This is a genomic window from Chitinophaga terrae (ex Kim and Jung 2007), assembly GCF_900107795.1.
Taxonomy (GTDB): Bacteria; Bacteroidota; Bacteroidia; order Chitinophagales; family Chitinophagaceae; genus Chitinophaga; species Chitinophaga terrae.
In genome coordinates this window covers 16,703-29,968 of the sequence record NZ_FNRL01000009.1, presented here as the reverse complement: position 1 = coordinate 29,968, position 13,266 = coordinate 16,703, and the positions used below count along the sequence as shown (strand labels likewise).

Genomic DNA, 13,266 nt, shown 5'->3' with positions numbered 1-13,266 from the left:
TTCTGTATGTTGCTGACTTTACAGGTGAACGCTCAAAACCTGTTGAACAAAAAGGTAAGCATCAATGCCAAACGGGAACCATTGTCGAAGGTCTTGAATGATATTTCCAGGCAGGGAAATTTCTTCTTCTCTTACCTCAGCAATGTACTGCCGCCCGACAGCATTGTTGCTATTTCCGTGAAAGACAAACCGGTGAAACAAGTGCTGGAAACCTTATTGGGCAGCGACTATATTTACAAAGAATCAGGGAACTACATTATAATACTGCGAAAGTCGGCTGTGCAGAATTACTTCGTAGTGAGCGGTTTCGTGACCGACCGAACGACAGGCCGCAAACTACCTAATGCAAGCGTGTATGAACGACAGCAACTCATTTCAACACTAACAAACAACGACGGCTACTTCAGGCTGCGGTTAAAGGAAAGATCTCCTACCGCAGCCATTAGCGTTAGTAAGGACCTGTATGCAGATACTACGTTGCTCGTACCGGCAGGGCAGGACCAGGAACTAGACCTGAATATTTCTCCTGTTACCTACCAGCTGAAAGTTGTGGATGTAACGGGGAAGCATACACTCGACAGGAACTGGTTTGCAAAAGTCTTCCTCTCTTCCCGCCAGAAGCTTACCACACTGAACATTGGCGGATTCCTGGCAGATAAGCCCTACCAGTTCTCCTTAACCCCGGGCCTGGGAACACATGGCCGGATGAGCGGACAGGTAGTGAATAAGTTTTCTTTCAACATGATAGGAGGATATGCTGCAGGCGTTGATGGCGTGGAGGTTGGAACGATCTTTAACATGGTGAAGAATGACATGAAAGATGTACAGATTTCCGGCTTCCTCAATATAGTGGGAGGAAAGGCCTCAGGTGTGCAGATTGCAGGGTTTCACAATAACGTTGGCGACTCGCTGACCGGCGTCCAGATCGGGGGATTCAGCAATATCGTAGGCGGTGACATGGAAGGCGTACAAACAACCGGTGTAGCGGGTACAGTAAAAGGGAAGGTGAGAGGAGTTCAGTTGCAGGGCGCAGTGGCTATAGCCGGCGACTCTGTAAAAGGCATCCAGGTAGGCGGCGTGATCAGCAGGGCCGGCGGCGCATTGGAGGGCAACCAGACAAGCGGCGTTATCTCTTCGGCCAAAGGCGATGTAGCCGGCGTCCAGATCGCGGGCGTGGGAAACATTTCAGGCAAAACCATGAGAGGGGTACAAATAGCCGGCGTATTCAATTATGCCCGTCGTTTAAAAGGTTTGCAGGTAGGCATTGTAAACATAACTGATACAACCGATGGTTTTAGTATTGGCCTGGTGAATATAGCCCGTAAGGGATACAAAAAAGTAAGCGTGTTTGCAACAGACGAACTGCCTTATAACATCGCCTGGAAAAGCGGTAATAAAACTATCTATTCTATATTGACAGGGGGCATCAACAACGAGCCTGTGCCTACGTGGACAGCGGGTTTGGGCGTAGGTAACCTATGGACTATCAGTCCGGCGCTGTCGTTGTCTACAGAACTCTATTTTACAACTCTCGTGCGCGGCAGCAGCACTGCTCAACAGCTGGCATTACGCCCATCCCTGCAATGGAAGATCACCAATGGTATTGCGATCATGGGTGGTCCGGCATTTATGATGCATATGACGGGAGAAGGAGAAAATGTTCTTCCTTTCAAATCATCTTACCCAACAATAAAGCTGGGCGACAAAGTACACTCCTGGTTGGGATGGCAGGCAGGCATTACGCTGTTTTAATTTTTTTTATAGGGGTAGATAAATATAAGCGTGTCGTATTACTGTAAGTAAAAAGACAAGACATGAGAGTAATTTATCTGCTGTTATTAACGCTATTCGCTACAGTAAGTCAGGCATTCGCCCAGGATTCAGCATCTGCACATCCAGTCAATATAGGGTTGGTATATCCTTTAGGTGTTTTTGGTATGCAATCGGCTAACCAGGTCGACAGGGTTTCTTTCTTCGTGATCGCCGGAAAATCCAAATCCGTTACTGCTACTGCTGTAGCAGGAGTAAGCAATATTATTTCAGAACTAGGAACAGGCGTACAGGTAGCTGGCTTTTCGAATCATATCGGCACTACCTGGCATAGTACCTCTGTTGCAGGTTTTATGAACCTGGTGAAATCGCATGCCGATGGTGTGATGCTGGCGGGCTTCCTGAACAAAAGCGTCAGCTTCCGGGGAGTTCAGTTCGCAGGCTTTACAAACCTTGTAAAAAAAGAAGTGTATGGAACGCAGCTGGCAGGATTTTATAACCATGCCAGTATGAACACCGGGATACAGCTTGCAGGTTTTGCCAATACCACGGGTAAAGCGGGCGTACAGGTGGCGGGTTTCCTCAATAAAGCCACAGACGTAAAACTGCAGGTTGGCGGATTTGTGAACATTGCCAAAAAAGTAAAAGGGGTACAGGTAGCAGGTTTCATCAATATTGCTGATAGCAGCGATTGCCCTATTGGGTTAATTAACATCGTGAAGGGGGGAGAACGACAAATAGCGGTGAGCATAGATGAAACCGGTACTCTGATAGGTGCGTTCAAATCGGGCGGCCGCCGTTTATACGGCATACTTGGTGTAGGGTATAACGTGAAGGAAAGCAGGAGTTATAAGGGCGAAACTGACCACCTGTATGCTTTACAGGGCGGTATAGGAGCTAACCTCCTGGATGTAGGCGTGGCACGTTTAAAGCTGGAAGTTACCAATACTACTCTTACCGCATTTAAAGGAAGTTTCTACAATAAATCAGCGCTCTCCATACTTCCTTCGGTACGCTTCGGCAACCGTTTCGAGATCTTCGGAGGACCTACTTTCAACGCAATCTCCACCAAACACGGGCTAGGCAACGATCTGAGGAAGCATTACATCTGGTCTGATCACTACAGCCACGAACGCTTTAATGCTATCTACATTGGGGTTACCGGGGGCCTGGCTATGACCATTTAAATGGCACTGTATTTGGTATATGCTTTCAAAAGAGTCTTTATATGAAAACATGGCTTTACCTCCCCCTCCTCTTATTGGCAGTATTTGTTATGCCCGCCTGTAAGAAAACCACCAATGAAATCGTAATTCCTAATCAGACCATCCTCGTGGAAGCCTCACCAAACGACTGGATTTATGATAATACAGATCAAACCTACAATTGGTCTACATCTGTTCCGGAACTGAATGGAGTTAACCAGTTAGATGGAGTGATCGTGTCAATGGCCCGGTATGCTCCTAACTCCAGCGCCGCGCCACAGGAATTTGAAATGTTGCCACAGGTTTTTGCTAATCAGTCGTATAACGTATTGCATAACGAGAATACGGTTTTTGTACAGATCAAGGGAATAAACGGGGTTGCCTCTGCGCCGCCTCCTACCAAGGTGAGAATTAAAATTGTGCTGATCCCTTCTGAACAATAATAACCTTACCATTTCTCAATATATATTAGCCCTTCTGCTATGCAGGGGGGCTTTTTTAATGCCTTTCTTCCACCATAACAATAAAATAATGACCCGTTTATCATTTCAGGTTATGCGGGCCCATGGATTTTTACTATTTTTCCTTCCTATCGTTTAGCTTCAGAAGAGTTGAACAGTGACGTGAAAAAATCAACATCAAAATAATGGATAACAGAAGAGAGTTTCTTAAAAAAGCTGCATTATTATCCGGTGCAGCCGGAGTATTCACTGCATTGCCAGCGTCCATTCAGCGGGCAATGGCTATTGATCCCCAACCTGGAAGTACTTACCTGGATGCAGAACATGTAGTGATACTCATGCAGGAAAACAGGTCGTTCGATCACTCTTACGGCACCCTCAGGGGAATTAGAGGATATAATGATCCAAGGGCCATCCAGTTGCCTAATAAGAACAAGGTTTGGCTGCAAAGCAATGCAAAGGGAGAAACCTTTGCGCCTTTCCGCTTGAACATCAAAGATACCAAAGCCACCTGGATGAGCAGTTTGCCTCACTCCTGGTCTAACCAGGTGGATGCCCGCAATGACGGCAAATACGATAAATGGCTGCTGGTAAAACAATCTGGCAACCGGGACTGGGCGCCAATGCCGCTCACGCTGGGATACTATGATCGTCAGGATATCCCTTTCTACTACGACCTGGCAGATGCCTTCACCGTGTGCGACCAGAATTTCTGTTCTTCGCTGACAGGTACTACGCCTAACAGGCTATATCTCTGGACCGGTACTATCCATGATGGCAAGAAAGCAAACGTCTGGAACTCGGATGTGGATTACGATGCAGAAGCCAACTGGACCACCTTTCCTGAAAGGCTGGAAGACAATAACATCTCCTGGAAGATCTACCAGAACGAATTAAGCATTACGGAACTGGAAGGTGAAAAAGACGGTTGGCTGGCCAATTTCACCGACAACCCGATAGAATGGTTCAAAGCCTACAATGTAAAGTTCTCGAAGGGCTACAGGTTATTCCTTGAACGTCGTATTCCTCAGCTGCCTAAAGAGATCAGCGATGTTGAAACGCAGCTGAAATCCGCTACCGGCGAAAATGCAGCCAAACTGCAAAGGAAACTGAAAGCCTTGCAGGAGGAGCTGGAGATCTGTAAAAAAGATAAGGAACACTTTACGCCGGAGAACTTTGCGAAACTCTCGCAACGTGCACAAAATCTCCACAGTAAAGCATTTACAACAAACGAAAAAGATCCGGATTATCATGAACTGGAAACATTAACCTATAAAGACGGTGATACGGAAAGAACTATCCGGATTCCGAAAGGCGATATCTTCCACCAGTTCAGAACAGATGTGAACGAAGGTAAATTACCCACTGTTTCGTGGTTGGTAGCGCCGGCAGAATTCAGCGACCATCCCGGTTCTCCATGGTACGGCGCCTGGTATGTTTCAGAGGTGCTCGATATCCTGACGAAGAAGGAGGAAGTATGGAAGAAAACAATTTTCATTTTATGTTATGATGAGAATGACGGGTATTTTGATCACGTTCCTCCCTTTGTAGCTCCGCATCGCCCGGGTACAGGTAAAGTATCTGCCGGTATTAATACCGTGGTTGAATATGAAACAAAAGAACAGGAAGAATCCAAATCCCGTGTTCATAAAGACGATGTTCGCGAAAGCCCTATCGGCCTTGGTTACAGGGTGCCGTTGGTGATCGCGTCGCCATGGAGCCGCGGAGGGTATGTTAATTCACAGGTTTTTGATCATACGTCTATCCTCCAGTTCCTGGAAAACTGGTTGCAGCATAAAACCGGCAAGCCTGTTAAAGAAACAAATATCACTGAGTGGAGAAGAACAATATGCGGCGATCTTTCCTCTGTTTTCCGCCCTTTCAACGGCGAGAAGGTGACTTTACCTTTCCTGGAGAGGAACGAGGTAATAGAGAGCATCTACAATGCGAAATTCAAGAAGTTGCCGGATGGGTTTAAGGCATTGACTCCGCAGGAAGTGGCCGAGATCAATAACGACCCTGCAAAATCCGAATGGATGCCGAAGCAGGAACCCGGCACCAGGGTAGCTAACGCCTTGCCATACGAGTTATATGTAAACGGTAAACTGAGCGCCGACAGGAAGTCGTTTGACCTCCAGTTCACTGCCGCCAACAAGGTTTTTGGCCGGAAAGCAGCCGGTTCTCCTTTTAACGTGTATGCCCCTGGCAACTACCGGCAGGAGAACGGAGCTATGGAGCCGGTAAGAGCCTGGTCTTACGCTGTAAAGGCGGGAGATACGCTGAAAGACGCCTGGCCGCTGCAGCAATTCGGCGATGGGCATTATCACCTGAGGGTTTATGGACCGAACGGTTTTTACAGGGAGTTCATTGGCGATGCAAACGATCCGCAGATCAGCGTTCAATGCGGGTACCAGCCATCGCTGACCAGCAGCAAAAAGCTGACAGGGAACCTGGAACTCCGGATCAGCAACCAATCTAAAAAACAGGTTACCGTTAAGGTACAGGATAAAAGCTATAAGAACGGGACAGTTGCCAAAGTGCTGGCTGCAGGCGCTGCTGCTTCGATGGTTTTGGATTGGAGCGCCAAACATGGCGGCTGGTATGATGTGGAAGTGACGGTGGAAGGCAATTCCCTTTACAGCCAACGGTTTGCAGGAAGAGTAGAAACAGGAAAGGAGTCGATCAGCGATCCTTTAATGGCCTAGAAATATTTTTTTCGGAAAAAAGCTATTGTTGCCGGCTTAGCTTGCAACAATAGCTTTTTTATTTTTGTTAATATTTGATATTTTGTATATTGATATAAATGTAGAAGTGATCCCAGACTCGTTTTCCTGAAAATCTATTATATAACTTCCAAAATCTGTCTTGTATGAAAGTCATCTCCCGCCACCTTCCCTTATTCATCATCTTTTCCGTTTTACTTGCTGTAGTATCCTGCTCCAAAGATGGAAGCCAGGGTCCTGCCGGCCCTGCTGGTCCCGCTGGTCCTGCCGGCCCCGCTGGTCCGAAAGGCGATACCGGTCCAAAAGGCGATACCGGGGTTGCTAATGTTATTTATTCAGCCTGGCTGAACGTAGCCTTCGATTCCATCAGGGATAACGACAATAAACCAACAGGAGAAGGGTTTATAGGAGGGATTGAAATACCGAAATTGACTAAAGAATTCCTGGCTACAGGAAGCGTACATGTTTATCTGAACTTGTCTACCGCTACACAGGCCGTGGTAACTCCTTTACCTTACATAGAGCCGGGTAATACAGAAGGGTCTTTAGGCGCCTATATTACTTTCAGGGCTATAGAAGGCGGGGTGATCATTCTGTCGAACGTTAATCCCGGTACCGGAACAGATGATCAAAACAACGTGGTATTCCAATACCGGTATGTATTGGTGCCCGGTGGCGTTGCTGCCCGCAGTGCGCTTAACTGGAAAAACTACCAGGACGTAGCTAAATTCCTTGGCTGGAAAGATTAGTCTTTACCGTAATGGTAATAAAAGTACGAGGTTGTCTCTACCCCGGTGGAGGCAACCTTTTTTTGTGGTGTTTTTACCGGTTATAACATCCTACTGTTGCATTCGTTGCCCGGAATGTTACGGCGAGGCAACATTACCGCCTCGTCCGGCAGGCCGGTGATACGGTTTTGCCTGCCGGCTTTTAATTTGATATAGAAGAAGGCATGAGGAGATTATTACTGTTTGCATTCGCAGCCTTTTTCGCCTGCGATGCCCCAACCAGGAACGGATCGGCCCCCGGCGATGAGGAAGAAGTGGAGATTACTCCAAGGAATACCAGCATCACACCGGAGAATGCCTATAACAAGTTATTCCTGGATAGTTCGCAGATCGCAAACTTTATCAGGAAGAAGAATTTAAGCCAGTCGATGGGCGACAGGATGTGGAGTTTTTATAATTCCAGGAATTACCAGTTCGCATGGCTGGATACATCCGGCGCTGTTGAACAGATGGCAGCTTTCAGAAGTCTTTACACTTACAGTAAAGACAGCAGTGGCAACAAGTCGTTAGACCGGCAGATAGATGCGCTGGTAGACGATGACGAACTGCATGTCAGCAACACCAATCCGGCTATCGTAAACACAGAGCTGGAACTGACCCTGCGGTTGATCAATTATTTCAAAGAGAAGAAAGGGAGCATGTCGCAACTCGAACACATGATCCCCGCTAAAAAGTACCCCATCACCGAGCTGGCGGATTCCATGCTCCGGACCAGCGACGATGTTTTCCCTGCCGTAGCCCCGATGAAAGGCGCGCTTAAATCGTATATCCGGTACGTTAAGGACGGCGGATGGGATACCATCGCTTCTGTTAAATCATTGAAGAAAGGACAGTCATCTCCCCAGATCCCGGCAATAAAACGACGGCTGCAGATCACCGGCGAGCTGAAAGATGCAGATAGTTCCACAGTATTCGACGATGCCCTGGAAACCGCGGTGAATACTTTCAGAGTTACTCACGGATTATCGGCCAACGGGGTGATCAACGATTCGGTGATCCGGCAGCTGAATGTGCCTGCCAGCGAACGCCTGGGGCAGATAGTAGCCAACATGGAACGTATGAAATGGATACCGGAAACGCCGGAAGGAAGACTGATACTTGTGAATATTCCCGCTTTTATGTTGCATGTAATGGATGGCAAAAAGAAATTGTTCGACATGCCGATCGTAGTGGGAAAAGAAGGGCATAGCACCACTATGTTCTCAGGTTTCCTGAACCAGGTTGTGTTCAGTCCGTATTGGAACATTCCACGAAGTATTGTAAGGAAGGAGATCCTGCCGGCGATGGACAGGAACCCGAATTACCTGGCCAGTAAGAATATGGAAATAACCGGGGAGTCGAACGGTTTGCCGGTGATACGGCAAAAACCTGGAGAGAAAAACGCTTTGGGACGGGTTAAATTCCTCTTTCCTAACAGTTATAATATCTACTTCCACGATACGCCGGAAAAGAGCTTATTTGAGCGCGATAACAGGGCGTATAGCCATGGATGTATCAGGTTGAAGGACCCTGTGGCGATGGCGAAGTTTGTATTGGAAGATGCGCCTGAATGGACAGATGAAAAGATAGATGAAGCTATGCAAAGCGGGAAGCAGAAGTTTGTAGCGGTGAAGCACCCGGTACCGGTGATCATCACTTATTATACGGCCTGGATGGAAGATGGAGCGCTGCATTTTGCAGATGATGTGTATGGCCATGATGCAGAACTGTTGAGAAAGTTATAGTTGGTTTGACACATAAAAAAAGTGTCTCTGAACTCCAGGGACACTTTTACTTTTAATTATGTTGCGGTTATAGTCCTGCAATCTGTGGATCAGGAGCAGCTAACTTTGACCTGGAAGCATAATGTTTATCCGGGCTGTAGAGGAATAAACAGGAGCCATCGCGGATGGTGTTGATCACTTTCCGATGGATGTTTTCAGGAATGGCGGGGCAGCCGAGGCTGCGGCCAATATATCCCTGGAGCTTCCCGAGGCTTTCGTTCACATAGCTTGCGCTGTGCATTACAATTCCTCTTGCCAGGGCGTTGTCGTTTATGCCGGGTTCTTCACCAATGAGGCGAAGGGATAAACCATGTTCCCCGTTATAAGTATCGGCGGTCGTAAAAAATCCAAGGCTGCTTTTAAAGCTGTTAAGCGCATTGGAGAAGGCATTAGCCATATCTTTTCCACTGTTCCGGCCATGAGATACAAGCGTGTTGAACAACAGCAGCCTATTCTTCATATCTATAACGAATAAACGTTTTTTAGTGCTTGGTAAGGAAAAATCCACAATAGAAAGAACATCGGGATTTTTGATCTTACCCTGGGCTTTCAGATGTTCATATCCTATCAATGCATGATCGAATGCTTCTCTTGACAATCCAGAAGAATCCAGGTGCAGGTTGTCGTACAGGCTTTCTTCAGTTTTAAGCGAGTCAACTTTCACGGCGCCCGTTGGCTGTGTAGCGGCGGTTGATTTTTCTGTGGTTGTTAACGAAGTAATCAAAAAGGCAAAAAGACAGGTTGTAAAAATTACAATTAACGGTTTTAGGATCGTCTTCTTCACTTTCATGTTCACACCGTAGTTTTTTAACTGGTTAATAAATTAAAGGCACAGGGTCCAAAGATAACCCCTTTTACGTTATAACATGGTTTAAAAAGCCTTAAAATACCTTGCCGGAGGCCGCTGTTACAGGCATTTTAACGACTTGTTCACATATGAAAATGATCTTTATATCTGTGCAATTTTCATTCAGAAACAGACAATATCTGAATAGTATTTTTTTATATAAAATATATCTTTGAACTGATGTTAGTGTGGAAGGAGACAAGTTTCGTAAAATAAAAGAAAACCATACCGTTTGCAGGTTGTTAGTAGTCTAACAACCTTTTTTATTTTATATTTATATAAAACAGACCATATATGCCTGAATTACCCGATCTGCAAGCCTTTAGCAAGAACCTCAGTAAAAAGCTGCTCCATAAAAAACTGAAGACCATCACCGTCGAGAATGCCAAAAAGATCACTACATCCCAGGCTGCTTTAAGGAAGGCGCTGGATGGCGAAAAACTGGAGTCTATCGATCGCGTGGGAAAAACCCTGCAATTCAGGTTTGCCAATGATCATGTTCTTGGTATGCACCTCATGTTGCATGGTAAATTGTATTTCTTTAAAGATAAAAATGAAGAGAAATACCCGATCGTTACCCTCTTATTCGAAGATGGTACAGGACTGGTGCTAACCGACTTCCAGGGCGCTGCCCATATAATGCTGGACCCTGAAGATAAAGGCTCTCCGGACGCTATGGATAAAGCTTTCAGCCTGAAATACCTGGAAGATCTGCTTTCAAAGAAACGGGTCACGATCAAGCAGTTCCTTTTAGACCAGCATAATGTACAGGGTATCGGCAACGCCTATGCCGACGATATACTTTGGGAGGCCAGGATAAGCCCGTTCTCTGTTTGCAATAAAATACCGGCTGCAGCAGTAAAGAAACTGCATAAAGCGATTCATGATGTTTTAACCCGGGCAGAAAAGAATATCCTTAAAAGCGACCCTGATATTATCAATGGAGAAATAAGGGATTTCATGCTGGTGCATAGTAAGAAACTGAAAGAAAGCCCAACAGGAAAACCTATTGAAACCAGTGCCGTTGGGGGCAGAACAACCTACTATACAGAAGAGCAGGAGCTATTTAAGTAGATCCGTTAACGCGAGCGCGTTTTTAATGGCATAGCCATGTCCGTCGTTATTGAAGAAAGCCCAGATGCGATGCCGTTGCTGCTGCCAGTCGCTGATCTTTTTTGCGTAACCTTCAATTTGCTTATTGGTATAACTGGTAGCGAAGTGCCCGTCAGGGCCATGAAACCGCAGGTATATATCTTTAGCGGTTACTTCTTCTGCTGCAGGCCAGCGCTTGCCGGAATAGGCAATAACCCAGGCGATCCTGTATTTTTTCAGCAGCTCCATCGGTTCGTCGGCCAGCCAGCTTTCGTGCCTGGCTTCCAATGCAAACGTATAGTCCTTATAGTTATCTTTCAGTATTTGGAAGAAATGAGCCGCTCTTTCCTGTTCAAACTGCAGGGTGGGAGGGAGCTGGATCAGTACCGGTCCAAGCCTTTTGTGAATGTGATCGAATACATCAAAAAACTTGGGCAATGTTTCTTCAGGTTCCAGCAGCCGTTTTACATGGGTGATGTAGCGGCTGATCTTTGGACAGAATTTGAAACGCGCAGGTACTTCACCAGCCCATTTTTCCACAGTGCTCACCAATGGAAGGTGATAAAAGCTGGTGTTGATCTCTGTAACCTTGAATGTTTTCGCATACCAGGGCAGCAACTCGTTGCCCGCTAAATGTTCGGGATAGAATATATCACGCCAATGCGCATAACTCCATCCCGATGTTCCGATATGTATACCCGTTAGCATCCTCTTTTTTAGGATGGTAAAGCAAATGTTGTTCCCGTAGGTTCTTTGGGTTCATAAATTCCTGCAGCAATTTTTTCTACAAATACTTTAGGGAAGAATTTCGGCAGCCAGGCATTTAGTTTATTAACAGCCCCCGGAAGGATCTCCGCTTTGCCGCTGAATAAGCCGTTGACGGCGATTTTAGCAACCTGTTCTGCGGTCATGTTAAACCGGTCGGCGATCCGCCTTGTATGCTGCCCCATCCGGGCCCTGTTTACAAAATCAGTATCTGTGCTGCCAGGGCTCAGGGCGCTGACCGAAATGCCGGAGTTCCTCAACTCGTATCTTAACCCCCGGGTGAACGACAGCGCAAACGCTTTGGTAGCAGCATAGATGTTCAGGTAGGGCACCGTTTGGTAAGCCGTGGTGCTGGCCAGGTTCAACAGGTAGGCTTTAGGAAATTGACGTAGTATAGGGATATAGGTGTAAGACAGTTTTACCTGTGCTTTTACATTGACGTCGATGATGTTTAACTGCTCGTCCAGCGACAATTGCTCAAACGCGCCGTTGATGCCATACCCCGCATTATTCACCACCACGCTTAACTGGTCGTGGTACGGAGTAGTGAATGTAAAGATGTTTTGCAGGGCATCAGGAGCCGAAACATCCTGGTGCAGTGTATGTACATGCACCTGGTATTTGGCAGAAAGCTCTTCTGCCGTTTTATCCAATGAATTTTCATCCAGGTCTATCAGCAACAATTTATAATTCCTTTCTGCTAACTCTGCAGCTATTGCTTTGCCTATTCCCTTGGCGGCGCCGGTAACTAAAGCATATGACATGATCAGGTGATTTTAAGAGAGTGAACTACTTTTTACAACAGTGGCTTTTGCACTGGCCCACTGTGGTTTACCTCCATACAGGTATTGTTTTACACTGGCCAGTTTATGGTAGAAGGGAGTAGGACTTTCCGCTGTTTTGGGCTGGTAAGCTCCCGTGATAATAGGAATATACATCACCCTGCGCCTGCTTTTTTCGCCCACGTTAGGCGATTGCTGCACCCGGTGCCATAACCTGCCATCGTGCACGGTAAGGTCGCCCGCCTCAATATCAAAACCTGTTTCGTTTTCATCAGGCGTGTTGTCAATAAAATACTTCTTCCTGAAAAACAGTTTTAATAACCCCTGCGTATGAGTACCTGGCAACACTCTCAGGCCCCCGTTCCCGGCAGGGCAGTCGTCGAGGTGAATGCCTACATTCAGCATAGGAAGGATGCGCGAACCAAGGAACAGGTCCCTGGGACTATCGGTATGCCATCCCAATTGTTTAAACTGGCTGTCGGCGCTGTTTACATAGTGATTGACCACCAGCCCGTCTTTCTCATTTTCGCCAATGCGGCCTGTATAAGGCCCCAGCAGCGATAATAAGCTTTGCAGACGCCTGTCTTTTAATAACTCACTGAAAGTTTTACTATAGTGAGAGGCAAAAGCGATACGTTGGATAAGGGGGCTGCCATCTACATCCGTACCGAATTTCAATGGGATCCCGTTTATCTTTTGAACATTGTCTCTAAGCAAGGTATCCTGTACCTGCTGCACTTCATTTATTACGTGTTGCAATTCATTCTTCTTCAAAAATCCTTTAAACTGGATAACACCATGTTGCTGGAACCAGGACAAATGTGCGGCAGTAATTCCATCTTCGAGATGGAAAACGGGTTGGTTGATCGTTTTCATGACGACAAATTTTTTAAGGTTGGAGTATGTGATTTATTAAACTAAATATGCAGCAAAATTGGTGGGAGTTGGCTGCAGAGGGGGACAGGATCAACAACAACAGCAGGCATCCATTACCTTGTTGGAATGAATGACCAAATAAATCTGGTTGGTTTCTGATGTATGTTGATGGTTGTTCATGGTATAAAAACTTA

11 protein-coding genes are annotated in these 13,266 nt (G+C 46.4%); 7 read left to right on the top strand and 4 right to left on the bottom strand.

Translation table 11 applies throughout. The annotated features are described in order from the left end of the window. The first annotated feature begins 6 nt into the window (after positions 1-6). The 6 genes from BLV62_RS11420 to BLV62_RS11395 all read left to right on the top strand — a co-directional run bounded on the left by BLV62_RS11420 (position 7) and on the right by BLV62_RS11395 (position 8,671). Positions 7-1,752, top strand: coding sequence for an STN and carboxypeptidase regulatory-like domain-containing protein (locus tag BLV62_RS11420; protein ID WP_089761724.1), 1,746 nt, complete (start codon positions 7-9; stop codon positions 1,750-1,752). Positions 1,753-1,814: 62 nt separating this feature from the next. Further along, positions 1,815-2,957: a hypothetical protein gene (locus BLV62_RS11415; protein WP_089761722.1), complete on the top strand. Its 1,143-nt coding sequence runs from the start codon at positions 1,815-1,817 to the stop codon at positions 2,955-2,957. Between the two features lie 41 nt (positions 2,958-2,998). Then, positions 2,999-3,418: a hypothetical protein gene (locus BLV62_RS11410; protein WP_089761720.1), complete on the top strand. Its 420-nt coding sequence runs from the start codon at positions 2,999-3,001 to the stop codon at positions 3,416-3,418. A 203-nt stretch (positions 3,419-3,621) separates the two neighbouring features. Next, entirely contained in the window at positions 3,622-6,141 is a 2,520-nt protein-coding gene (locus tag BLV62_RS11405) for a phosphocholine-specific phospholipase C (protein ID WP_089761718.1), read from the top strand. A 164-nt stretch (positions 6,142-6,305) separates the two neighbouring features. Beyond that, positions 6,306-6,908, top strand: a complete 603-nt coding sequence (locus BLV62_RS28565; RefSeq protein ID WP_089761716.1) for a hypothetical protein — start codon at positions 6,306-6,308, stop codon at positions 6,906-6,908. A 203-nt stretch (positions 6,909-7,111) separates the two neighbouring features. Continuing rightward, positions 7,112-8,671 carry a L,D-transpeptidase family protein gene (locus tag BLV62_RS11395; protein WP_089761714.1) on the top strand — a complete coding sequence of 520 codons (1,560 nt, stop codon included), beginning with the start codon at positions 7,112-7,114 and terminating at the stop codon, positions 8,669-8,671. A 67-nt stretch (positions 8,672-8,738) separates the two neighbouring features. Here BLV62_RS11395 and BLV62_RS11390 read toward each other — a convergent pair whose 3' ends face one another. Next, complete coding sequence (locus BLV62_RS11390; protein ID WP_225889639.1) at positions 8,739-9,434, bottom strand: murein L,D-transpeptidase catalytic domain family protein; 696 nt, start codon at positions 9,432-9,434, stop codon at positions 8,739-8,741. A gap of 417 nt (positions 9,435-9,851) precedes the next feature. On the opposite strand from BLV62_RS11390, the gene BLV62_RS11385 reads away from it, so the two are divergent. After that, entirely contained in the window at positions 9,852-10,631 is a 780-nt protein-coding gene (locus BLV62_RS11385) for an Fpg/Nei family DNA glycosylase (RefSeq protein ID WP_089761710.1), read from the top strand. On the opposite strand, the gene BLV62_RS11380 is transcribed toward BLV62_RS11385, so the two are convergent. The 3 genes from BLV62_RS11380 to BLV62_RS11370 are packed head-to-tail and all read right to left on the bottom strand — an operon-like array spanning position 10,620 to position 13,072. Further along, on the bottom strand, positions 10,620-11,357 hold the full coding sequence (locus BLV62_RS11380) for a DUF72 domain-containing protein (RefSeq protein WP_089761708.1): 738 nt from the start codon (positions 11,355-11,357) through the stop codon (positions 10,620-10,622). The genes BLV62_RS11385 and BLV62_RS11380 overlap by 12 nt on opposite strands. Positions 11,358-11,365: 8 nt before the next feature. Continuing rightward, entirely contained in the window at positions 11,366-12,178 is an 813-nt protein-coding gene (locus BLV62_RS11375; RefSeq protein WP_089761707.1) for an SDR family NAD(P)-dependent oxidoreductase, read from the bottom strand. Between the two features lie 12 nt (positions 12,179-12,190). Next, a complete protein-coding gene (locus BLV62_RS11370) occupies positions 12,191-13,072 on the bottom strand; it encodes a phytanoyl-CoA dioxygenase family protein (protein ID WP_089761705.1) in 882 nt (293 codons plus the stop codon). Between the last annotated feature and the right edge of the window lie 194 nt (positions 13,073-13,266).